The organism is Bacillus mexicanus (assembly GCF_050445615.1).
Classification (GTDB): Bacteria; Bacillota; Bacilli; order Bacillales; family Bacillaceae; genus Bacillus; species Bacillus mexicanus.
This window is the reverse complement of record NZ_JBCEYV010000001.1, coordinates 343,306-365,096: the sequence shown is the minus strand read 5'-3', so window position 1 is coordinate 365,096 and position 21,791 is coordinate 343,306. Positions and strand designations below refer to the sequence as shown.

The following is a 21,791-nucleotide window of genomic DNA, read 5'->3' as shown; positions in this document are numbered from 1 at the left end:
TTAGTGCAAGATAAAAGATACTGGATTGGGGTTGCTTCTCGAGATCATGTAATGAGAGCTGTCCAAGGTGGTTTTGCTCAACTTTGTCATGGCAAAGAGGCACCTTTAAAAAAGATGAATACTGGTGATTGGATTATTTATTACTCCCCTAAGATGAATTTTAAGGAAAGCACACCACATCAAAAATTTACTGCTTTAGGCAAAGTAGTAGATAATCATATTTTTCAGTTTGAAATGGGAAATGACTTCAAACCTTTCCGGAGAAAAATAAGTTTTATTCATTGCACAGAAACACCGATTCGACCATTAATCCCAAAGCTTTCTTTCATTAAAGACGAGCAGCGTTGGGGGTATTCTTTTCGATTTGGACATTTTGAGATAAGTGAAAAAGATTTTATGCTAATTGCAAAAAAAATGGCGATGCTTAAGGAGATTAGAATATTCTAATCTCCTTAAAACTTTCTTATATATCTTTAACTTGTCACTATTTGCATCCCGATTCAACAAGTTTTAAAATTAACCATTTATCATATGAAGAAAAGATTCAAACTCTAAGCTATTCCGAAACCACCATTTTCTTTTGGAGGAGGAAGGCTCTTTCATACTTTCTCCGGTATTAAAAGGTGGAAAGCCCTTCTCTTATAAGAGGTCTTTAAATGAGTAATTAATTAGGAGTGAACAATTTATGGAAAATTCTCAAAAAGATTATCAATTATTAGTCGACAGATTTAAAAAGAATGGACTAAATAAAAGTTTTGTTATTACTGTCCTAGCTAAATTCGCTTTAGATTTCGACTTTATAAAAGTTTTAGATGGTTTCTTTAAAGAGGATGTAATAAGAAGGGATACAATTGGTGTTGTTTACTCAGATGAGTTCGACGAAAGCGACGAGGGCTACTTTGGAGAAGATAAGGTTTTATTCTATTATGGAGTAGATGATAATTGGCATGATATTATCACGTTTGGCGAGTTGTGTAATTATTTGCAGATAGTCTGCGATTTTTATGTTGAAAAACACAATGAAGAGGCTGAAGCAGTACAAAGATATTTACAAAAAATAAAAGAAAAATATAAAGTGAAATAAGTGTCTTATTCTCCAATCGTTTTTGATAGCTGATTTTGTAAAATAAGCAACATGGGGTATTGTAAGAAAGATATATCCAAACATACCCTAATTGTGAAGTGAAGTTCAAGGATAGTATTGGTGATATAAAAAATGAAAAACATCGAAAAAACCTTTAATGCTTTAAAAGAATTGAATGAAAAATATAATAGTACATTAATTTCCACAGAAGAACTTTTAGAGGAAGAGGAAAATATTAAAGAACTTCCGCAAATAGATGAAAGAATGAATAAAATTTTAGCTAACTTAAGTCAAATTGAAGATAAAGACAAACTAACTTCTGAATTACTACAGTTACATTTAGTAATTGGTGATGTAGAATGGCAATTTGACCAAATACATGAGATGGTTAGACAGGTAATCGAAAATATTGAGGATTAATATAATACAAAAGGTCCTCTTGAATGGGACTGCCCCCATAAAATGAGACAAACAAAAAACACCTTCAAGTTTGAAAACGGATGATTGTTATCCGACATTAGACTTGGAGGTGTTTTTCTATGGAACAAGGGTAAGTTTATCCGGTTGAAATCAAACAGAGGGCTGTAAAAGGAAAAGGCATTACCATGAGCATGTCCCGAGGAATGCCCGCTGATAAAGCCACCATCGAATCGTTTCATTCCACACAGAATTCTGAAACGTTCTATCTCAACAGCATAGTTCGAACTCCGACCCCCATCAAAAAGCGTACTGCCGAAGACTACATTCAATATGATAACAACATTCGTATTCAAACGACACTAAACAGCCAATCACCGTTACACTATCGGCAATTGGCTGTTTAAAAGGTGTTTTGATTCCTGTCTCAAAACTTTTTCTTAACCAGTGAATTATTTTGGTTCAACATTCAAAATCAACTCTTGTTTCTGATTTTATGCATATCAAATATAAAAACAGACCATCTACTTTCATAGAACGATTCTCATATGTTCATTAAGTCGTCCCACTTTCAAAAAGCTGTATGGGCAAATACGTTTCAAGCGGCACATCATCAAATTCGCCTTCAATTTGTTTTTCTAAAATCTCAATGGCTGTTTTGGAAATTAATTCGATCGGCTGTTGGATAGTCGTCAATTCTGGCAGAATAGCCTGAATGGTTTCGGTACCGTCATAACCAATCACTTTTAATTGACCTGGAATGTCTTTTCCACGTTTTTTGGCTTCCGTAATGACCCCTGCAGCTATGATATCATCACTGGCAAAAATTCCGTCAACTGCAGGCTGTTCATCAAATAGTTTTGAAATGATGTTCCGGTAGTTTTCATGAAACGACACTTCATATGTAATAGGCTGTCTTCCGTGTTCACGCATAACATCTTCATATGCTTTTCTCCTGAGATTTGCAGGTGTTTCGAGTTCAATCGGCCCACTGATGTGAACGATGTGCTGACAGTCCTTTTTTATTAGTAATTCTGCTGCCTTTTTGCCTCCATCAAAGTTGTCTGAGCCTACGACAGGAACTGTTTCCGATAAGTAATGGTCAATTGCGACAATCGGAAGATTTTGCTGGTGATAATTGAGTATTCCTCGGTTGTAAGTGACGGCGATGACACCATCCACTTGATTTCTAATCAGCATTTCGAGATATTTTTCTTCTTTATCTATTCGATTTAAACTGTTGCAAAGCAGCAGTTTATAGCCCTTAGACGTGCAAATGCTTTCAATAAAAAAGGCGAGTTCGCCAAAAAACGGATTGCTGGAGTTTGGAATGACAAGCCCTATTAAATTGGTACGCTTTCGAAATAAAGAACGGGCCAAATCATTTGGAAAGTAATTGATTTCTTCCATCGCCTTGTAAACTTTATCTTTCGTTTTTTCGCTAATATAGCCGCGATTATTTAGTACTCTCGAAACGGTTGTAGATGAAACTCCCGCTATTTTTGCAACATCATGAATGCTCGGCTTCATTCCCTTTCCCCCTGCTTTACTGAAATGGCTTACAGTACTCATCACGCACTTATTTTAGAGAATCAGACTGACATGTGCAAGGATTTTCCAAGGATCATATTGCAATACACAGATTTGTTCCTTGAATTTAGAATGATGTATAAATTTGTGTCAACCGGTTGACACAAGAAACCGGTTGACATACAATTCTTCTTGAAAGCGCTTTTATAATTTGTGGAAAAGGAGGGAAAATAACGAAGATGAAAAGGTTATTGTTAGGAAGTTTGTCATTGTTGTTCATGTTTTCAGTTTGGGGTTGTAATAAAAACGAAAGTGCAAATAGCGGCGGAAAGAAAACGATTTCGATGTGGGTGCATGTATCTGATGATAACGAAGAAGGCAAGGTTTATAAAAAAAGGGTGGATGCCTTTAATAAAAAGTTCGCTTCAGAAAATGTCGAGGCAAAAATTGAATTCATCCCCCGAAGCGGTAACGGCGGAGGTTATGAAGACAAAGTGAATGCGGCACTCACAACGAACACGCTGCCTGATGTCATCACTTTGGACGGACCAAATACTGCGGCTTATGCGAAATCTGGCGTTATTGCACCAATGGATGAGTATGTTAAAGATCAGGATGATTTATTGCCAAGCATTAAGCAACAAGGCACCTACCAAGGTAAACTGTATGCCATCGGCGTCAGTGAATCGTCGGTCGGCATCTACTATAACAAAAAAATGCTTAAGGATGCCGGGGTTGATTTGAAAGCGCTGCCAACAGTAAAAGATCCTTGGACATGGAAAGAATTTCTTGAGCTTTGCAAAAAGCTGAAAAATAAATACGATAAACCAGCTATCGATATGCAATTACAGTCAAAAGACGAAATATTGACTTATGCGCTCTTACCATTTGTTTGGTCAGCTGGCGGGAATATTCTATCAGAAAACGGGAAGAAAGCGGATGGCGTCTTTAACAAAAAACCAACCGCTGACGCGATGACGTTTATACAAACGATGCTTAAAGAGGGCTATACAACACGTACCCCTGTCAAACAAGCGTTTGAAACGGAGAAATACCCGATGAAGATGAGCGGCGTATGGACAATAACCGATATGAAAACAAACTTTTCCAACGTCGATTATGGAGTGATGCCATATCCTGTATCGCCAAAAACCAAAAAGCTTGTCTCTCCTTCAGGAAGCTGGCAGTTCGCAATAACACAAGCGTCTGAAAATAAGGATTGGGCAGCAAAATTAGTAGATTGGATGACGAATAAGGATTCCAATATTGAATTGAGCCGATCGATCGCCGCCCTGCCTGTGCGTTATTCATCAGAGAAAGTGCTGACAAAAGAATTTTCAGATGAAATGAATGTCTTTATGCAGCAGCTGAAAGAAACTGGCCATGCACGTCCGGTGACACCGGCATATCCGCAGGTAACTCGAGCATTTCAGCAAACAATCGATGACATTAGCTTTTATGATCAAAATCAGGATGTTCAAAAAGTGCTGGATACACGTGTAAAAGAAATGCAATCTGCCATCGATAAGGCAAACTAGCAGGTGGACGCCATGAATAAAACAATATTGAAAGAGACTAGGCCGGACTTTCCATTAGAAAGAAAGACAGTGAATAAAATAAGCTGGCGGAAAAACGCAGTCGCATATATGTTCTTAGGGCCGGCGTTGCTTATTTTATTAATGTTTCTTGTGATTCCTTCCATCATGGCTGTGTACTACGCATTTACAGATTACTACTTATTGACGCCTGATTTGCGTAAGTTTATCGGCTTTGATAATTTCATCAAACTTTTTCAGGATCCGATATTCTTAAAAAGTTTGGGCAACACCATTACATTTGTTGTCTTTCTAATGCCGTTACAGATCGGGGCAGCACTCGGGCTTGCCCTCCTATTGAATAAAAAACGCAAAGCCAATGCTTTTTTCAAAGTCGCATACTTTAGTCCTGTCGTCATGTCACTGGTTGTCATCTCCGTTTTGTGGATGTACTTGCTGAATCCGAATGAAGGGATGATAAATAATGTATTGGCGCACTTCGGACTATCACCACAGCCTTTCTTGACGAGCCCTAAGCAAGCAATCTTTACGATCGTTGTCGTTTCCGCTTGGCAGGGAGCAGGTTTTCAAATGCTCATTTTTTTAGCTGGATTGCAAAATATTCCCGAGGATGTCTACGAGGCAGCGCAATTAGATGGTATGAATAAATGGCAGCGTTTTATTTACATTACACTACCTTTGTTAAAACCGACATCTGTTTTTATCTTTATCACAACGCTGATCAGCGCGTTTAAACTCCTTGTTCAGCCGATGGTTATGACTCAGGGCGGACCAGTCAATTCAACGATGACAGTTGTCTATTATATTTATCAAACTGGATTTACCGATCGAATGGTCGGATATGCAAGCTCGGTCGCGCTCTTGTTTGGAACGATTATTGGATTGGTGACACTCGCACAACGCAAGCTGGTTAAGGAGGATGAAGATCATTGAGACGTAAGTTCGGGCCATTGACAATTCTGGAGTATACGTGTCTTGTTTTGCTGGCCGTACTATTTATTTTTCCGCTCATTTGGATGATTGCATCCTCAATGAAACCGGAAGCGGAAATTTACAACAATATGAATAGCTTCAAAGCCTTCCTGCCCTCTCTTCATCTGGCAGAATGGTTTTTATCCTATAGGGAAGTGCTGACTCGGTTTGATTTGCTTATGTATATTGGCAACAGTCTTTTTTATGGTTTGTGCGTTGCAGCTGGATCTGTTGTGATTAACGGAATGGCAGGGTTTGCATTCGCCAAACTGAAATTTACAGGGAAAAAGATGCTCTTTGGCATTTTGTTGGCGCTTTTAATTGTACCGTTTGAAACAATTTTAATCTCACAGTTTACAATTATTCATAAAATTGGTCTGGTCGATACACGCCTTGCCGTTATTTTGCCAGCGTTAGCGGGTGCCTTCAATATTTATTTGTTCCGTAACTTTTTTATGGCCATTCCCGAGGAAATGATTGAATCTGCCAAGCTTGACGGGGCAAATACATGGCAAATCTTCTGGCGGATTATGATACCGATGTCTAAACCAGCTGTCGCCACTGTCGGAACCTTAGCCTTTATCGGCAGCTGGAATGATTATATTTGGCCGCTAATGGTTTTGACGGATAAGTCGAAATTTCCGATTCAAGTTGCGATTACTGCTATCAACAGCACAGAGCCTGTCTACACAAATCAAGTTATGGCTGTATTGACGATTTCCACCATCCCATTGATCTTGATTTATATTGTGGCTCAGCGCTACATTTTGGAAGGTCTTAGCGGTTCAGGGACTGGTATAAAATAGATATCAATGTCGGGTTAAAGGAGCTGTAGATATGAAAAGCTCAAAAAGTCTGTATTGGAAACTGAGTGCTTATCTTTTCTTTTTCTTTTTCACATGGTCCTCAAGCTACTCTTTGTTTGCAATTTGGTTGGGACAGGAAGTCAAATTGAATGGATCGGCGACTGGGATTATTTTTTCTGTAAACGCTCTCTTTACTTTGTGCATGCAGCCTCTATACGGCTTTATCTCTGATAAACTTGGGCTGAAGAAAAACATATTATTTATCATTAGTATACTTATCGTTTTTACCGGTCCGTTTTATATTTTTATCTACGGACCTCTTTTACAGTATGATGTCTTCCTTGGCGCTATTGTCGGCGGTATTTATCTAGGAACTGCTTTTCTTGCGGGAGTTGGCGCTATTGAAACCTATATTGAAAAGGTCAGCCGAAAATATCAGTTCGAATACGGCAAGACAAGGATGTGGGGGTCACTCGGCTGGGCCGCAGCAACTTTTTTTGCGGGACAGCTGTTCAATATCAATCCGAATATCAATTTCTGGATTGCTTCCCTTTCAGCAGTTATATTGGTAGCCATTATTATGTCTATAAAAATTGAGATGACGGATTATGATAAGGAAAGAGCGGATTCGATCCGGTTAAAAGACGTAGGAGGACTCTTTCTATTAAAAGACTTTTGGTTTTTAATGTTATACGTCATCGGGGTGACATGTGTATACGGCGTCTATGATCAGCAATTCCCGATTTACTACGCTTCTTTATTCCCCACATCGACTATGGGGAATCAGATATTTGGATATTTAAACTCATTTCAAGTATTTATTGAGGCAGGCATGTTGTTTCTGGCCCCCTTTATAGTGAATAGACTCGGCCCTAAAAAAAGCTTGATTCTCGCGGGGCTTTTGATGTCTTTCCGTATGATTGGGTCAGGCATTGTCATCGGTCCATTCGGAATTTCATCGATGAAACTTATTCATGCTTTAGAATTGCCAATCATGCTGATTGCGATTTTTAAATATTTAGCCGCGAATTTTGATACACGTCTTTCATCAATTCTTTACCTTGTCGGCTTTCAATTTGCAAATCAAGTAGGCACGTCGATTTTCTCCCCGATTGCGGGTGGTTTATACGATAATATAGGTTTTCGTCACACATATCTTTTCATGGGAACCCTGGTTCTGTGCTTCACAGTTATTTCAATTTTCACTTTACTAGATTCAAAGAAAGGCGTTGCATATGCTCAACCTTTTCAAAAAAACAGATATAGAGAGGATGTCACAAATGGATAGAATCAAACAGGCAGAGAAAGCGTTGAAAAAAGCGGAAGAAAAGATGAACACTCGTTATCGATTGGGGTACCATATTATGCCTCGGGCTAACTGGATAAATGACCCGAACGGGCTTATACACTATAAAGGAGAATACCATGTTTTTTATCAGCATCATCCGTATGATGAGAATTGGGCACAAATGCATTGGGGCCATGCAAAAAGCAAAGATCTCATTCATTGGGAGCATCTCCCAGTGGCTTTAGCCCCTGGTGACTCTTTTGATAAAAGCGGCTGTTTCTCAGGAAGCGCGGTAGATTATAATGGAAAACTTGCTTTAATTTATACAGGGCATAATGTGATAGATCAAGAGAAAGACATTTTCTATCAAAATCAAAATATCGCTGTCAGTCAAGATGGGATCGTGTTTGAAAAGCTTCAGGAAAACCCTGTCATTGCGAAACCGCCGGCAGATAGCTCCCGCCATTTCCGCGATCCGAAAGTATGGAAGCATCGTAACAGCTGGTATATGGTCGTCGGAAATTCAACGAAAGAAAACGTCGGACGAGTTATTTTATACCGCTCGCCTAATTTGCGAGATTGGGAATACAAAGGTGTTCTTGCCCAAAGTGATGGAAATCTCGGCTATATGTGGGAATGTCCTGACTTCTTCAAATTGGGCAACAAATATGTCTTGCTGATTTCTCCTCAAGGCATTGAAGCAGAAGGTGATTTATATAAGAATTTGCATCAAACCGGTTATTTAATTGGAGAATATGATGAGGCAACAAATGACTTTGTATACGGGGCTTTTACAGAGCTGGATTACGGCCATGACTTCTATGCTGTACAAACGTTACTAGATGATAAAGGACGCAGAATTGCCATAGGCTGGATGGATATGTGGGAATCTGAGATGCCGACAAAAGCAGATGGATGGTGCGGTGCTTTGACATTGCCGAGAGAGTTAACATTGCGGGATGATCATAAAATTTTGATGAATCCTGTGGAAGAAACTAAGTTACTGAGAGAATCAAAACATCTGGATTGTGCTGATCAGTTGATCTCAGGGAATTACTTGGCAAAAACAGCCGAAGAGCTGCTTGAAATTCAAGTCGTGTATGACTTAACAGATTGTAATGCGAAATCAGTAGGTTTGAAGATTCGAGGCCTTGAAGAAGAAGAAACAGCTATCACATACAGCATAACTGATCAAAAGCTCTCACTCGATTGCTCTAAGATGGGGAAATCTCGAGACAGTGTGAGAAATGCGCCGCTAGAAGCAAATGGAAAGCTGACACTTCGTATATTTATTGACAGATCCTCGATTGAAGTATTCTCCAACCATGGGGAAACAACGATGACAAGCCGCATTTATCCGAAAGAAGGCCGATTGGGAATTGAGCTGTTTTCTGAGAAAGGCGCTGTAAGGCTTGAAGAGTTCACCTATTGGACTTTAAAAGACATTTGGAAGGAAGATGATTCGCATGAAAAAAATATTTTGCATAGGTGAAACACTGATTGATTTTATTCCCGTCCAAAAAGAAAAGGCTTTACAAGATGTCACATCCTTTGAACGCGTTGCCGGCGGTGCGCCGATGAATGCGGCAATCGCTGCTGCAAAATACGGTGCGCATGCCGTCATGCTGACGAAGATTGCTAACGATCATTTCGGGGATTATATAGTTGGCGTACTTAAAGAAAATGGCGTAGATACTTCTTATATGATTCAAAGTGATGAAGGCGAAACCGGATTGGCATTTGTATCCGTAGACAAGTCTGGGGAAAGGAGTTTCCATTTTTATCGAAAAAATGCCGCCGATTTGCTGCTTTCACCGGATGAGTTGATGTCAGAAAGGTTTAACCAAGGAGATATGCTTCACTTTTGTTCAATCGATTTAGTTGACAGCCCAATGAAACAAGCCCATATCAAAGTTATTAGGGACTTTCAAAACATTGGTGGCATCATAAGCTTTGACCCCAATATCAGGCTTCCTTTATGGCCTGATGAGGCAAGCTGCCGTGAAACCATTCAGAGGTTTTTACCTCTTGCGGATATCGTAAAAGTGTCCGATGAGGAGCTGAAGTTTATCTCAAACATTGATGACGAACAAGAAGCAGTCACATCGCTTTTCACCGGACATGTTAACGTCGTTGTTCTGACAAAAGGAAGCAACGGTGCGGCGATTTATTTAAAAAATGGCGAGGCGTACAAACATAAAGGGTTTAAAGTCGCTGTTTCGGATACAACCGGTGCGGGTGATGCCTTTATCGGCGGTTTTTTATCTGAGTTGATGTCAATCGGCATATCAAAGGCGACACTATGCGAACAAATAGGTAAACATCACCGGCGCTTGCTGACGTTTGCAAATGCAAGCGGAGCCCTCACTGCTTCTGTAAAAGGAGCAATTCACGCTGCACCAGGCAGACAGCATGTACTGGACTTTATTTCGGCTAAGACAGAAATCGAAGAAAAATAAGAATTTAGAAATAATCCACTCATATTATTAAAGAAGAGTGGATTATTTCTCTTGCGCCGTACCGACTCTTACAATCTTACATTATGAATACATAACTCGGACTCCGAGTTAACAAAAGACAGACAAAAGCAAGTCAATTTGTTAGAATTGACAATCAAACTACAGAAACCGAAGTCGTTAAACGAGGTAATTATTGAAAGAGTTACTTGATTCATCAGGAGAAAACGTATATATGCAACCTGATATTGGGTTTTTATGGATATAACACTTATGTAGGTGATAATCTTTTTAGATGTATGTGGAGTCCGATTTGGTGATAATTGTATGCTTGGTCCTAGTGTACAAATCTACTATCCATTAGTTTATTTGGAATTCAGATAATCCAAGACACGGTCAACTCTTTCATTAACTGAATGATCGCCTTCAATTTTTAACACAGGACATGATAAATCTGACATCCAATGTTCGTGTAAAGCTTTACTTCTAACTTCCATTCCAGCATTATCATATAAAGAAGCCCACTCTAAAAATGTTTTTGATTGTTCATATTTACTGCCACCGGCTAACACTTCGTTTCCATAACGCTGAAATTCCCTTTGCCTTAATCTCTCAAGCCGTATATCTTGTGGAACCCATAAGAAGACGACAAGGTCAAAATAACTTTTTAGATCATCGCCCCAGCGACACACTGCACCAGAAAGAATCCATTTCTCATTTATTGTTAAGTCTTTTTCAAGCAACTTTCTTCTTGCAGGAATTTCTCTTTTTTTAGTGAATTTATCTATCCAATAGTAATCATCAGTATCAAAATGCATATGAGGCAAATGCTTTGATAATGCAACACCCAATGTTGAAGTTCCGACACCAGAGGCTCCTAATATGTGAATGTTTTTTTTCATAGTTCCCCCTCCTTATTAAGCAACCAAATTCCCTGTTTGATAAGGGACTTACTATTATTTTGACATAAATCCTCAAAGACCTTTGCTTGTCTAGAGAAATCCAGATGTGTGTTTAAAGAATAATGCTTAGATATTAGGCTGTCGTTTGAACCTGTTACAAGCTTCGCACTTAAACATAGCGGAATTTATAACATATGCTTGGACAGCTGAAAAAGCCGAACTGTACATGGTATGCACTTTTGCATTCCAACTTCCATGTTACGTAATGGAAGCTGGCTGAACATGTATTTAATCAAACAGTTACGGGAAATCTGCGCTCCCCCCTTTTGTAATGAATAATGAAATCCTCATGCATTTGCGCGCATTGAAAAAAACCAAAAAAGACGTCTCCCTTCATGATCCGATCGGGCAGGATAAGGAAGGGAATGAAATAAGTCTGATCGACGTTTTGAAATCAGAAAATGAAGATGTGATTGATACGATTCAGCTCAATATGGAGCTTGAAAAAGTAAAGCAATACATTGACATTTTAGATGACCGTGAGAAGGAAGTGATTGTCGGGCGCTTTGGGCTTGATTTGAAGAAGGAAAAAACGCAGCGTGAGATTGCCAAGGAACTCGGTATCTCGCGCAGCTATGTATCGCGGATTGAAAAACGGGCGCTGATGAAGATGTTTCATGAGTTTTATCGGGCGGAGAAGGAAAAGCGGAAGAAAGCTAAGGGGAAATAATTAGGGAGCCGGATGACGATTCCGGCTTTCTTTATTTTATTCTTTTAAACGAAAACAAATAAAAAACACGACAGTTTGGAACTGACTCCACTCTTGTTTTGCTTTTCAAGGCTGAGCAAAACAAAAAAGCCTACTCTACTATGATATAAAACTCACCTTCTAATTCTTCTTGAGCCTCTTGTAATACTTCTAATGCAAGATCAGCGTATGAACCTAAAAACTTTTTACTGCACTCAAAATTCCTCCAGACTAAAGTTTGCGGCAATTCTATCCACCCTGTAAGGCAATCCCATAAAGCGTCTAAATTTCCCCCATAGTAATCTGGAAAATCTAATTTATCTTTTAAAGCATCGTGTAAAGCATCTTTATGTTCAGTGTCTTTTCCATCTATTATTATTTTTTTCATTAAAACTATGCCCTCCATCATTAATCGCAATCTTATTTCTTTTTGCCGCCCCCTAGCTCAGAAGACGATCACTTTAACGAGCTATAAATCCCTTCCGTATACTTTGTGATGCCTTTATCGTAATCTGGATACTGATATCCAAGTTCTCCTGATACAGCTTTTGAATATTTTCTAAATAATGTATAACAAGCAAATAAAGACTTCCACATTTTTTGATAATTATTCACAGAATATGTAGCCATTAGCTCTTCCCACTCTTTATTTGAAAGGTAACGATTAATAAATTTATAATTCTTCCCCATACTAAATGTATATCCTTGCTGCCATGCGATATGCCAAGCCATCATTCTCAATACATTAGGGCGGACGATTTCATTTAAATGGTCAATAGCAAAAAGGATTTCTTTTCTTGCTAATCCTTTTACTACGTAAGTCGAAACCATCCAGAACTCATTACAGCAATCATCAAATTCCCTTGCACTTGGCTTTTTGATCCAATATTGATGATCATTTGGTGTCACTTTATTTTTGAGGAAAACATCCTTATCAAGCAACACCTCAACCAAACCATCATTCTTAGCAAAATATCCTTCCGCTTCATGAATTGGAATAAGGGTTAGATCCACTTTGTTGCCATCTTCAAAAAGAATGATGTATGAAAACCAATGATCTAATTCAGGAGGGAAAAGCTCCATATCTTCAGGTTTTTGCATCATTATTCGACTCCCAAAGAGTTCGAGCCACAGATCATTTTCCGTAAAAGAATCCATATCAGTGACAAAATACGAAATATCATAGTCTTGGAAGTGGTCAGGGAGAATATTTTTGTTTGTACGTGAACCTTCCAAAGTAACCAAGCGTATTCTTTCATCATCCAAAGCAAAGTCTAAAAACATGTCCATCATTTCCTGTTCACTTCGCATTGTCGGTCTTCCTCCGTTCCACCCTTTTCTTTTTGCAGCGCAACTAGTTCTAACTCCATAACGGAAATATTGATCTCATTATGAAACAAATTCTTTTTGTTATCAATTATTGTCAGGAAATATTCTTAGCTGCATTTCAAACTTTTGTTTATCCCATCATTCCTAGTGACAAAGCATAATCGGATCAGTTGCGCCAAGAAAAAATGTGATGCCATTTATAGCAGCAAAAAGTTCTCTCTGTATACTTCACCCTCCTTTCGGGAAACGTAACGTTGATTAAAGGAGGTTAAAATACGATGGATCATCAAACATTAGCTGCTCACGAGGCTGTAGACTTACATGAAATCATTAACTTTAAAACACTTTGTATAACGAAATCGAAATTAATGCAGGGGCTTGTATTTGACCAAGACCTTAAGGACTTCATGCAAAAAGATGTGCAGCAATCCATTCAAGACCTTACTGATTTACAAGCCGTTTACGAGCGCGCATCATTTCAGGCTCCTGTTCCTCAAAGCCGTCCAACGCCAATCATTAATTGAAAGGAAGGGAAACACTTTTGAATCAAGATCATTTAGACCCCATTAATTCTCTTAATGTGCCTGAACTTGCAGACACTACATTTGCGATGGATTTTCTTATTCGCGCCAAAGAAGGCGTGAGAAATACTGCTGTAGCCTTGACCGAAACTGCTTCACCAGATGTAAGAGCCTTGCTTCGGAAACAGCTCATGCAAGGAATCGCAACGCACCAAGAAATAACAGAACTGATGATAAGTAAAAAATGGTTCCATCCATATGAGCTGAGTGAACAATATAAGCTGGATCAGCTCTCTGCAAAAAACACGATTATGGTCGGCAACATGGATCTTTTTCCTGAAGAAACAAATCGAAAAGGGATGTTTGACCGGACACCTGATGAACATTAACACTGGAGGTTATACAGCATGAAGGCAGTAACGTATCAAGGCATTAAAAATGTTGTTGTCAAAGATGTTCCAGATCCAAAGATTGAAAAATCCGATGACATGATTGTAAAAGTCACAAGTACCGCCATCTGTGGGTCAGATTTACATTTAATCCATGGAATGATTCCCAATATGCAAGAAGACTATGTCATCGGCCATGAACCGATGGGAATCGTTGAAGAAGTTGGATCAGGGGTTACAAAGGTGAAAAAAGGCGACCGCGTTATTATTCCTTTTAACATCGCCTGCGGTGAATGCTTTTTCTGTAAAAACCAACTGGAAAGCCAATGCGATCAATCTAATGACAATGGGGATATGGGCGCCTATTTCGGCTACTCAGGGCAAACAGGCGGTTATCCAGGCGGGCAGGCTGAATATTTAAGAGTGCCCTTTGCGAATTTCACCCATTTTAAAATACCTGAAACTTGCGAGGAACCCGATGAGAAGCTAAGCGTGATATCCGATGCCATGACGACCGGCTTCTGGAGTGTTGACAACGCGGGGGTAAAAGATGGAGATACAGTTATCGTTCTCGGCTGCGGACCAGTCGGTCTGTTTGCTCAGAAATTTTGTTGGCTGAAGGGCGCAAAACGCGTCATAGCCGTTGACTATGTAAACTATCGCTTACAGCATGCCAAACGAACAAACAAAGTCGAAATCGTTAATTTTGAAGAACATGAACATACAGGGAGTTACTTGAAAGAGATCACCAAAGGCGGAGCGGATGTTGTCATTGACGCTGTTGGGATGGATGGGAAAATGAACGATCTAGAGTTCCTTGCCAGCGGATTAAAGCTTCATGGCGGAACGATGAGTGCATTGGTTATCGCTTCCCAAGCCGTTCGAAAAGGAGGAACCATCCAAATTACAGGAGTGTATGGCGGCAGATATAACGGTTTTCCGCTAGGTGATATCATGCAGCGAAACATCAATATACGCTCTGGACAAGCCCCTGTCATCCATTACATGCCATATATGTTTGAATTAGTATCAACAGGTAAAATTGATCCGGGCGATGTTGTAAGTCATGTCCTCCCGCTTAGTGAGGCCAAGCACGGCTATGACATTTTTGATACAAAAATGGATGATTGTATAAAAGTTGTGTTAAAACCTTAAAAAAATGGAGGTTACAGAAATGGAATACGCCTTACATGAAGTGCTTGAGGTTCAAGAAATGACAGCATTTAAAACACTTTGTTTAACGAAAGCCAAAACAATGAAGGCGCTGGTATCTGATCCAAAGCTTAAAGAAATCATGCAGCAAGACGTTGACACCACTTCACGGCAACTGCAGGAATTCGCCTCTATATTATCTAATGCAAAGCCTAACTGAGGAGATGAGTAAATCATGAACCCTATCATTGAACACCTGACCGGCATGAACGTTTTAACAGACCAAATCATTGCCATGGACTTATTAATTGCAGCAAAAAGCGAAGTCAGGAATTATGCGATGGCCGCAACGGAAGCTGGAACGCCTGAAGTAAAAGAGATCCTTACCCGCCACTTAGAGGAAGCTCTTGATATGCACGAGCAACTCTCAAGTTATATGATGGAAAAAGGCTGGTACCACCCTTGGAACACAGACGAACAAGTCAAATTGAATTTACAAAATATAGAAACTGCGATTCAGTTGCCAACCCTTTAAGATAAAATGATTGATTTGCTGAGGAACAGTCAAGTTGACTCCGGCTGTTGCTCAGCTGATTTTTAAAAAAGTTGAAGCGCCATGAGTCACCAAATACAGGACTCCTTCCCAGCTCGTCTTCTGCCGCCCGCAATACTTGTTTGACCTTTGTCCACTCCTTCAGCTCTTATTTGCATGTGAGTGCGAGTGCAACGCAAGAATGACAATCAAAGAAATAATCCGAGACCCTCAACCTTGCTGGTTCACTTGTCGGCAATTGCAGAAACTTAAACTTCATCAGCATTGACAAAGCAGACAATGCACAGAACGTATCCTCCGAAGGAAAATCCATTATCAATTTGTAATTGATATTCCATATTGCACATCTCAAAAATGGGTTAGGCCTGACCAGCTTTTTACGGAGTAGAAATTCACGAAAAAAACGATCTCCATAAGCAAATTTTTTGAAAAAAAGCGAATCCCCTTGTTATTCTATAGACATAGAAGGATATAGGAGGTTTTTGATATGAGTAAAAAAATTGCAGTTCTCGTTACAGACCAATTCGAAGATATCGAATATACGAGTCCGGTAAAAGCGTACCAGGAAGCTGGCCATAGTATCACAAACATTGATGTGGAGGCTGGTAAAGAAGTTACAGGTAAGCATGGAGAAAAAGTGAAAATCGATAAAGCCATCTCTGATGCGGATGCAAGTGAATTTGATGCGCTTTTAATTCCTGGCGGATTCTCCCCAGATTTGCTTCGCGCTGACGACCGTCCTGGTGAATTCGCGAAAGCATTTGTTGAAAATAAAAAACCTGTTTTCGCTATTTGCCACGGCCCGCAAGTGCTGATTGATACCGATCTTCTGAAAGACAAAGAGATTACAGGCTATCGCAGCATTCGCAAAGATTTAATCAATGCCGGCGCAAACTACAAAGATGCAGAAGTCATCGTCAGCCACAACATTGTCACAAGCAGAACCCCCGATGATTTGGAAGCATTTAACCGCGAATCATTGAATTTGTTGAAATAACAAAAAGGCACAGGCCGCTTCGGTCTGTGCCTTTTTTCAACTTAAGACTCCTTGTTTACATTCTGAAAGACAGCAGTCGCATCCCACACATTCAAGCCAAATTGCCCTTTTGAGAATGAGGAATCATTCACGTCGATCACAAGACGATCGTCTAAATAGATTTTAAAGTGATGGCCCTCGGCCTCCGTTTTCAGATGATACTTGTTATTTACCTTAATTGGCGTTTTGTATTCGGCAATAATAGAAGCAACGCCATTCTCAAGCTTAAAGAATTTCACTAAGTCATTTTTCGCATCCGCGTTGGCGAGGTAACCATTTTTTCCGTATTTGTCAGAGCGAAACATAAGCGCCCCTGCTCCTCTCCCATTTCCATCCTTAATAGTAATATCTGATTCATAGGTAAAGTCAGACCCGGATGCTGAAGACAAAATAAAGGAATCACCGTCCGATCTCCCTTGTTTTCCCTCTATTGTGTCAGCCCACGTGCCATTTACTGCCGTCCAGCCAGTCACATTCGAGACAAAAGGTGATGTTCCCCACACCTTTTTCAAAGGATATATCGTTAAGGATTTTAGCTTTACACCGCCCTTTACAGCATATAATTCAAGACCTTTGCTTAATCGATCTGGAAGAATGATATCGGTTATGACCTGCTGCCCGTCATTTCCAAACACTTCAACTGAAGAGCGGTCAACAAACATACGCATCTTAATCTTTCCGTTTACTGGCTTCAGGGGAGCTGTTTGTTGTCCGGTATGAAAGGTTGGATGAAAGGTGACGTTCCCTGACTCGCTCCTGTCAACGAACAGTTTGCTGTTCTTTCGATCATACCCGACTTTTGTGAATTGATTTCTGCCAGTTCGAACTTTAAAACCAAATTCAGCAGCTGAACCTGGGCTCACTTGAAATTCTGCTTGTAACTCATACGCATCTCCAGATAGGCCTCTTAACACATTTTGACTTGCGGACGATACGGTCTGATTTTTCCACTTCTTAGAATCCCCGCGAATGGCTTGCAGCTCCTTTACTGGCATTTGGACGATCTTAACGCCATTAGTAAACGCTTTCAATTTTAGTTCTCTTGGAATGGATGCTGCACTTTTCCATGGGGAGGTAGGCACATCATTGGCGTATTGCCAATTGCTCATCCACCCTAACCACAGCCGCCGGCCATCTGAGGCTGGAATATCAGACCAGGATACAGCCGCATAAAAGTCTTTGCCGTAATCCGTCCAGAGAACTTTGTTTGACGGATTTTCGTTTTTAAAATAAGTTCCATCAAAGTCTCCTACAAAATATTGCATGCCTGATCCTCCCGAAACCGCTCCGTTCCCGACACTGACCTGCATTACCCATTTTTTTCGATTTGAATTGCCGTCTACCGGAAGCTCAAACAAATCCGGGCACTCCCATACTCCCCCATGACTCCCTTGCCCCTGTCCAAACTCACTTACATACGTCCACTGCTTCAGATTTTTGGATGTATAAATAAGAATACGGTCACCGGCCGCGAGCACCATCACCCACTTATTTTCTTTTTCATACCAAAAAACTTTCGGGTCACGAAAATCTTTTGCTCCCGGGTTTGGAATGACAGGATTGCCTGCATATTTTACCCACGTTCTTCCTTTATCATTGCTGTATGCGATGCTTTGCACTTGATGGCCTTCCCGATCCTGTGTATAGATTGCCACAAGCGGCTTCTCTTTGCCTGTTTGAAAACCGCTTGTGTTATTCGTGTCTACAACTGCGCTTCCAGAAAAGATCGTGCCTTTCTCATCCGGAGCCAGCGCAACAGGAAGGTGCTTCCACGTAACCAAATCTTTGCTTACGGCATGCCCCCAATGCATGGGCCCCCACTGAAGCCCATATGGATGGTATTGATAAAACAAGTGGTACTCTCCGGCATAATATACCATCCCGTTAGGATCATTCATCCAGTTAGCCTCCGGCGTGAAATGATATTGAGGACGGTGATCTTCATCATAGTAGCTTGGGTTGGCCGCCTTAACCGGAAATGCCATCGAAAACAGCAAAGTGAACATAATAATAACTTGGGAAAACCTCTTTTTCATTTGTTTCTTCGCTCCTCTCTTCATGCTTGAACACTTCGAAGAGAAACTGCTGTGCAAATTGATCTGCTGCTGGACATTCTCCTCTGTTTCGCTATTATCGAATCGTTGATATATGCAGTTTCTCTCTTCTTTCTAACCTTAAAACTTATGCTGAAATCCAGCCCAATCACTCCTTTACGCAGCATCCATGCCTCCAATAATATTAACCCTAGAGGCAGCGCATCCGGCATAATGTGTCTAACGGTTTGGGCATTCTTTTATCCTTTATTGTGAACAAAATGATTTCATTCCTTTCTTCACCAAATATTTTTTCAGAAGAAACTTAACATTTTGAAGAAGTGAATTATATTTTCAAAATTCAGAAATCAAATATTGTATTCTCTTAGATGATATAATATTCGGTAAAACTTTATTTATCTTTGGTTATTGGAGGAAGTTGACATTGACAGGCAATTCTACGAAAGACAATTTTGGACAACCCCAAAAATTGTCTAGAGGCCTTAAAAACAGGCATATACAATTAATGGCGATCGGTGGTGCAATCGGAACAGGCCTCTTCTTAGGATCGGGAAAATCCATCCACTTTGCAGGACCATCCATTTTATTTGCTTACTTGATCACTGGAGTCTTTTGCTTTTTCATTATGCGTTCGCTCGGAGAACTGCTCCTATCAAATACGGGATATCACTCTTTTGTTGATTTTGTAAGGGACTATTTAGGCAACATGGCAGCATATATCACCGGCTGGACCTACTGGTTTTGCTGGATTTCGCTGGCGATGGCTGATTTAACAGCGGTCGGTATTTATACGCAATATTGGATTCCCGATGTGCCTCAATGGCTGCCGGGCCTTATTGCGCTTATCATCCTGCTGACTATGAATCTTGCCACTGTTAAACTTTTCGGAGAATTAGAGTTCTGGTTTGCATTAATCAAAGTCATTGCCATACTGGCTCTTATCGTAACTGGTATTATCTTGATTGTGAAAGGTTTTTCCGCAGCTTCCGGCTCAGCAAGCCTTACAAACCTTTGGAGCCACGGCGGTATGTTTCCTAATGGATGGCATGGATTTATCCTCTCATTTCAAATGGTGGCCTTCGCTTTTGTGGGAATTGAGCTTGTTGGATTGACTGCAGGTGAAACCGAAAATCCGCAAAAAGTAATTCCTAAAGCCATCAATCAAATTCCTGCCCGGATTTTACTTTTTTATGTCGGTGCACTGTTTGTCATTATGTGTATCTATCCTTGGAACGTATTGGATCCAAATGAAAGCCCATTTGTTCAAGTATTTTCTGCTGTAGGTATTGTTGCGGCTGCCAGTATGATCAATTTTGTGGTTTTAACATCAGCGGCATCAGCTGCCAACAGTGCTTTATTCAGTACAAGCCGTATGGTCTATTCTCTTGCGAAAGATCATCATGCACCTGGGGCACTAAAAAAATTGACTTCATCTAACGTTCCAAGCAATGCCTTGTTTTTTTCCACTATCGCTATTCTGATTGGTGTTAGCCTGAATTATATAATGCCGGAACAAGTCTTTACACTGATTACTAGTGTTTCTACTATATGCTTCATATTCATTTGGGGCATTACGGTGATTTGCCATTTGAAATATCGAAAAACAAGACAGCAAGCTGCGAAGGAAATCAAATTCAAAATGCCTTTTTACCCATTATCCAACTACTTAACACTCGCATTTCTCGTGTTCATACTTGTCGTATTGGCACTGGCGAATGATACGCGTGTTGCTTTGTTTGTCACCCCGGTCTGGTTTCTTTTATTGATTGTGATGTATAAAATACAGACCATAAGAGGACATAAAATTAAATAATAACAAAAAGACAAGGAGTACACACTCCTTGTCTTTTTTTATGCGTCTGACATGAAATAAAATTGATATTACCGGAGTCTAGAAAACGCAAGTATCAGTTCAAACCAGTTTTGATACCAACAATAACTAATATGATTCCATTTATTTTTTGAAAGCTTTCTGAAACTTCGAATTTTCATCCATTTTTTCACGAAATCAATTATATAAATGAGAAAATGAAACCACAACACCGCTAAAATAGTAAGAATTGGGGCAAAAATGATGAGCTTCTGGTTTATATTTTCGTTTAAATTGATAAATTAGAGCATGATTGTAAATAGACCAAAACAGTTTTAGGATTGAGAATGTTACTGAGTGACTACTGCATAAAGGAAGTTTAATAATAACGTTTCGGAGGAGTACATTCTGTGGTTGTTGTTTGAGACTGCAAATCACCTATCAGAAATTGCTTTTGGCAAAAAATGTTGATTCCTAAATAAAAAGGTTTGGAGAAAATCTCATTCAGTTGCGGCGAAAATTTCTGCCTATTCAGATTTCAAAATACGCTATATTTGGGTAGATGTTTTTTCGACAAGCATTTCCCCTCCATTTGTCACGGATTGAGAAGTTTGGAACCCTACTGTGATGAAATTATTTTTTCACACTCTGCTTCCCTTGAACAGCCAAATAGCTTTGTCAGCTACTTCTTTTGCTTGTACCATTTTGAAATAAAAACCTGATAGAGATCTATATAATCGATAGCCTATTCGGTCAATTAGTGAGTATGCAAGGATTCGACTGAGATACATTATGGTAAAAAACAAAAGAGATTTCTTTCCTCTGTATGTTTACCTAGAATTTAGAGTAGGGTAAGGAATATTGAAGGAGGAGGAGCAAGAATGGCGCCTCACACAGAAAATGAGATCAAAAAGGAATTCACTCAATACGAGCCTTTTTTCAAAAAACAATATAAGGTTCTTTATACAGTAAATGATTTTATCATTGGTGCTTTGTTTCTGATCGGGAGCTTTTTCTTTTTTTATGACCAATTAATGTCGGCAGGGATATGGCTGTTTGCGCTTGGAAGCTTCCTGCTGTTAATAAGACCCACGATCCGGCTCATTCATGACTTTCATTACCGAAAACATTTGGAACACCAATTTAAACATCGACCTTCAAAAGATAGCTAATCTTGAGAAAAAGGCG

Annotated in this window: 22 protein-coding genes and 4 pseudogenes; 20 read left to right on the top strand and 6 right to left on the bottom strand. The window is 39.8% G+C overall.

What is annotated here, in order from left to right; translation table 11 throughout:
- Positions 1-3 precede the first annotated feature (3 nt).
- The 4 genes and pseudogenes from AAGG74_RS01940 to AAGG74_RS01925 all read left to right on the top strand — a co-directional run.
- Positions 4-447, top strand: coding sequence for an EVE domain-containing protein (locus AAGG74_RS01940; protein WP_162102333.1), 444 nt, complete (start codon positions 4-6; stop codon positions 445-447).
- 238 nt (positions 448-685) lie between these two features.
- On the top strand, positions 686-1,084 hold the full coding sequence (gene cdiI, locus AAGG74_RS01935) for a ribonuclease toxin immunity protein CdiI (RefSeq protein ID WP_162102332.1): 399 nt from the start codon (positions 686-688) through the stop codon (positions 1,082-1,084).
- A 132-nt stretch (positions 1,085-1,216) separates the two neighbouring features.
- The gene (locus AAGG74_RS01930) at positions 1,217-1,504 is read left to right on the top strand and encodes a hypothetical protein (protein WP_162102331.1); all 288 of its coding nucleotides are present in this window, start codon (positions 1,217-1,219) and stop codon (positions 1,502-1,504) included.
- 155 nt (positions 1,505-1,659) lie between these two features.
- Positions 1,660-1,908: pseudogene (locus AAGG74_RS01925) on the top strand (IS3 family transposase); the annotation flags it as partial.
- A 148-nt stretch (positions 1,909-2,056) separates the two neighbouring features.
- On the opposite strand, the gene AAGG74_RS01920 reads toward AAGG74_RS01925, so the two are convergent.
- The gene (locus tag AAGG74_RS01920) at positions 2,057-3,031 is read right to left on the bottom strand and encodes a LacI family DNA-binding transcriptional regulator (protein WP_162102330.1); all 975 of its coding nucleotides are present in this window, start codon (positions 3,029-3,031) and stop codon (positions 2,057-2,059) included.
- 239 nt (positions 3,032-3,270) lie between these two features.
- Between AAGG74_RS01920 and AAGG74_RS01915 the strand changes: the two genes are divergently transcribed.
- Genes AAGG74_RS01915 through AAGG74_RS01890 form a run of 6 tightly spaced genes read left to right on the top strand, consistent with a single transcriptional unit; the run spans position 3,271 to position 10,112 of the window.
- The gene (locus AAGG74_RS01915) at positions 3,271-4,569 is read left to right on the top strand and encodes an ABC transporter substrate-binding protein (RefSeq protein WP_429674385.1); all 1,299 of its coding nucleotides are present in this window, start codon (positions 3,271-3,273) and stop codon (positions 4,567-4,569) included.
- Positions 4,570-4,581: 12 nt separating this feature from the next.
- Positions 4,582-5,520: a carbohydrate ABC transporter permease gene (locus AAGG74_RS01910; protein ID WP_162102328.1), complete on the top strand. Its 939-nt coding sequence runs from the start codon at positions 4,582-4,584 to the stop codon at positions 5,518-5,520.
- Positions 5,517-6,365 (top strand): carbohydrate ABC transporter permease, encoded by an 849-nt coding sequence (locus AAGG74_RS01905; RefSeq protein ID WP_429674384.1) that lies wholly within the window; start codon positions 5,517-5,519, stop codon positions 6,363-6,365. Before AAGG74_RS01910 ends, AAGG74_RS01905 begins: the two co-directional genes overlap by 4 nt.
- Before the next feature lie 31 nt (positions 6,366-6,396).
- Positions 6,397-7,653 carry an MFS transporter gene (locus AAGG74_RS01900; RefSeq protein WP_429674383.1) on the top strand — a complete coding sequence of 419 codons (1,257 nt, stop codon included), beginning with the start codon at positions 6,397-6,399 and terminating at the stop codon, positions 7,651-7,653.
- Positions 7,646-9,145 carry a glycoside hydrolase family 32 protein gene (locus tag AAGG74_RS01895; protein WP_429674382.1) on the top strand — a complete coding sequence of 500 codons (1,500 nt, stop codon included), beginning with the start codon at positions 7,646-7,648 and terminating at the stop codon, positions 9,143-9,145. Before AAGG74_RS01900 ends, AAGG74_RS01895 begins: the two co-directional genes overlap by 8 nt.
- Complete coding sequence (locus AAGG74_RS01890) at positions 9,120-10,112, top strand: carbohydrate kinase family protein (RefSeq protein WP_429674381.1); 993 nt, start codon at positions 9,120-9,122, stop codon at positions 10,110-10,112. The genes AAGG74_RS01895 and AAGG74_RS01890 overlap by 26 nt, the downstream gene beginning before the upstream one ends.
- A 362-nt stretch (positions 10,113-10,474) precedes the next feature.
- Here the strand turns inward: AAGG74_RS01890 and AAGG74_RS01885 are convergent, their stop codons facing one another.
- On the bottom strand, positions 10,475-11,011 hold the full coding sequence (locus AAGG74_RS01885; protein ID WP_429674380.1) for an ATP-binding protein: 537 nt from the start codon (positions 11,009-11,011) through the stop codon (positions 10,475-10,477).
- A gap of 126 nt (positions 11,012-11,137) precedes the next feature.
- Between AAGG74_RS01885 and AAGG74_RS01880 the strand changes: the two are divergent.
- Both AAGG74_RS01880 and AAGG74_RS01875 read left to right on the top strand, forming a co-directional pair.
- Positions 11,138-11,343: pseudogene (locus tag AAGG74_RS01880) on the top strand (hypothetical protein); the annotation flags it as partial.
- A pseudogene (locus AAGG74_RS01875) lies at positions 11,343-11,741 on the top strand (sigma-70 family RNA polymerase sigma factor); the annotation flags it as partial. The pseudogenes AAGG74_RS01880 and AAGG74_RS01875, both read left to right, overlap by 1 nt.
- Positions 11,742-11,871: 130 nt before the next feature.
- Here the strand turns inward: AAGG74_RS01875 and AAGG74_RS01870 are convergent.
- Positions 11,872-12,147 (bottom strand): barstar family protein, encoded by a 276-nt coding sequence (locus tag AAGG74_RS01870; protein ID WP_429674379.1) that lies wholly within the window; start codon positions 12,145-12,147, stop codon positions 11,872-11,874.
- A gap of 68 nt (positions 12,148-12,215) precedes the next feature.
- A complete protein-coding gene (gene ant(6), locus AAGG74_RS01865) occupies positions 12,216-13,070 on the bottom strand; it encodes an aminoglycoside 6-adenylyltransferase (protein ID WP_429674378.1) in 855 nt (284 codons plus the stop codon).
- Positions 13,071-13,366: 296 nt separating this feature from the next.
- On the opposite strand from ant(6), the gene AAGG74_RS01860 reads away from it, so the two are divergent.
- The 6 genes from AAGG74_RS01860 (at position 13,367) to AAGG74_RS01835 (ending at position 16,700) form a co-directional block, all read left to right on the top strand.
- Positions 13,367-13,612: a spore gernimation protein GerQ gene (locus AAGG74_RS01860; RefSeq protein ID WP_429674377.1), complete on the top strand. Its 246-nt coding sequence runs from the start codon at positions 13,367-13,369 to the stop codon at positions 13,610-13,612.
- Positions 13,613-13,629: 17 nt separating this feature from the next.
- Positions 13,630-13,998 (top strand): spore coat protein, encoded by a 369-nt coding sequence (locus tag AAGG74_RS01855; protein ID WP_162102319.1) that lies wholly within the window; start codon positions 13,630-13,632, stop codon positions 13,996-13,998.
- 18 nt (positions 13,999-14,016) lie between these two features.
- Positions 14,017-15,153, top strand: a complete 1,137-nt coding sequence (locus AAGG74_RS01850) for a zinc-dependent alcohol dehydrogenase (protein ID WP_162102318.1) — start codon at positions 14,017-14,019, stop codon at positions 15,151-15,153.
- A gap of 19 nt (positions 15,154-15,172) precedes the next feature.
- Positions 15,173-15,370 carry a hypothetical protein gene (locus tag AAGG74_RS01845; protein ID WP_429674376.1) on the top strand — a complete coding sequence of 66 codons (198 nt, stop codon included), beginning with the start codon at positions 15,173-15,175 and terminating at the stop codon, positions 15,368-15,370.
- Between the two features lie 15 nt (positions 15,371-15,385).
- On the top strand, positions 15,386-15,685 hold the full coding sequence (locus AAGG74_RS01840; RefSeq protein ID WP_429674375.1) for a spore coat protein: 300 nt from the start codon (positions 15,386-15,388) through the stop codon (positions 15,683-15,685).
- 505 nt (positions 15,686-16,190) lie between these two features.
- A complete protein-coding gene (locus AAGG74_RS01835; protein WP_225493707.1) occupies positions 16,191-16,700 on the top strand; it encodes a type 1 glutamine amidotransferase domain-containing protein in 510 nt (169 codons plus the stop codon).
- 41 nt (positions 16,701-16,741) lie between these two features.
- On the opposite strand, the gene AAGG74_RS01830 is transcribed toward AAGG74_RS01835, so the two are convergent.
- Positions 16,742-18,775, bottom strand: a complete 2,034-nt coding sequence (locus AAGG74_RS01830) for a glycoside hydrolase family 32 protein (RefSeq protein WP_429674374.1) — start codon at positions 18,773-18,775, stop codon at positions 16,742-16,744.
- A 442-nt stretch (positions 18,776-19,217) separates the two neighbouring features.
- Between AAGG74_RS01830 and AAGG74_RS01825 the strand changes: the two genes are divergently transcribed.
- The gene (locus AAGG74_RS01825; protein WP_162102313.1) at positions 19,218-20,606 is read left to right on the top strand and encodes an amino acid permease; all 1,389 of its coding nucleotides are present in this window, start codon (positions 19,218-19,220) and stop codon (positions 20,604-20,606) included.
- Between the two features lie 94 nt (positions 20,607-20,700).
- Here the strand turns inward: AAGG74_RS01825 and AAGG74_RS01820 are convergent.
- A pseudogene (locus AAGG74_RS01820) lies at positions 20,701-21,084 on the bottom strand (LysE family transporter); the annotation flags it as partial.
- Positions 21,085-21,484: 400 nt separating this feature from the next.
- Here AAGG74_RS01820 and AAGG74_RS01815 point away from each other — a divergent pair.
- Entirely contained in the window at positions 21,485-21,775 is a 291-nt protein-coding gene (locus AAGG74_RS01815; RefSeq protein WP_162102312.1) for a YrhK family protein, read from the top strand.
- The last annotated feature ends 16 nt before the right edge of the window (positions 21,776-21,791 follow it).

Bases quoted from the DNA above. Each gene is read 5' to 3' on its own strand.
- AAGG74_RS01885 (WP_429674380.1), bottom strand. From the start codon at position 11,011: ATGAAAAAAAACATTCACATATTAGGAGCCTCTGGTGTCGGAACTTCA.
- AAGG74_RS01870 (WP_429674379.1), bottom strand. From the start codon at position 12,147: ATGAAAAAAATAATAATAGATGGAAAAGACACTGAACATAAAGATGCT.
- AAGG74_RS01845 (WP_429674376.1), top strand. From the start codon at position 15,173: ATGGAATACGCCTTACATGAAGTGCTTGAGGTTCAAGAAATGACAGCA.
- AAGG74_RS01815 (WP_162102312.1), top strand. From the start codon at position 21,485: ATGGCGCCTCACACAGAAAATGAGATCAAAAAGGAATTCACTCAATAC.
- AAGG74_RS01920 (WP_162102330.1), bottom strand. From the start codon at position 3,031: ATGAAGCCGAGCATTCATGATGTTGCAAAAATAGCGGGAGTTTCATCT.
- AAGG74_RS01840 (WP_429674375.1), top strand. From the start codon at position 15,386: ATGAACCCTATCATTGAACACCTGACCGGCATGAACGTTTTAACAGAC.
- AAGG74_RS01835 (WP_225493707.1), top strand. From the start codon at position 16,191: ATGAGTAAAAAAATTGCAGTTCTCGTTACAGACCAATTCGAAGATATC.
- AAGG74_RS01930 (WP_162102331.1), top strand. From the start codon at position 1,217: ATGAAAAACATCGAAAAAACCTTTAATGCTTTAAAAGAATTGAATGAA.
- AAGG74_RS01850 (WP_162102318.1), top strand. From the start codon at position 14,017: ATGAAGGCAGTAACGTATCAAGGCATTAAAAATGTTGTTGTCAAAGAT.
- AAGG74_RS01915 (WP_429674385.1), top strand. From the start codon at position 3,271: ATGAAAAGGTTATTGTTAGGAAGTTTGTCATTGTTGTTCATGTTTTCA.
- cdiI (WP_162102332.1), top strand. From the start codon at position 686: ATGGAAAATTCTCAAAAAGATTATCAATTATTAGTCGACAGATTTAAA.
- AAGG74_RS01860 (WP_429674377.1), top strand. From the start codon at position 13,367: ATGGATCATCAAACATTAGCTGCTCACGAGGCTGTAGACTTACATGAA.
- AAGG74_RS01890 (WP_429674381.1), top strand. From the start codon at position 9,120: ATGAAAAAAATATTTTGCATAGGTGAAACACTGATTGATTTTATTCCC.
- AAGG74_RS01900 (WP_429674383.1), top strand. From the start codon at position 6,397: ATGAAAAGCTCAAAAAGTCTGTATTGGAAACTGAGTGCTTATCTTTTC.
- AAGG74_RS01830 (WP_429674374.1), bottom strand. From the start codon at position 18,775: ATGAAAAAGAGGTTTTCCCAAGTTATTATTATGTTCACTTTGCTGTTT.
- AAGG74_RS01895 (WP_429674382.1), top strand. From the start codon at position 7,646: ATGGATAGAATCAAACAGGCAGAGAAAGCGTTGAAAAAAGCGGAAGAA.
- AAGG74_RS01910 (WP_162102328.1), top strand. From the start codon at position 4,582: ATGAATAAAACAATATTGAAAGAGACTAGGCCGGACTTTCCATTAGAA.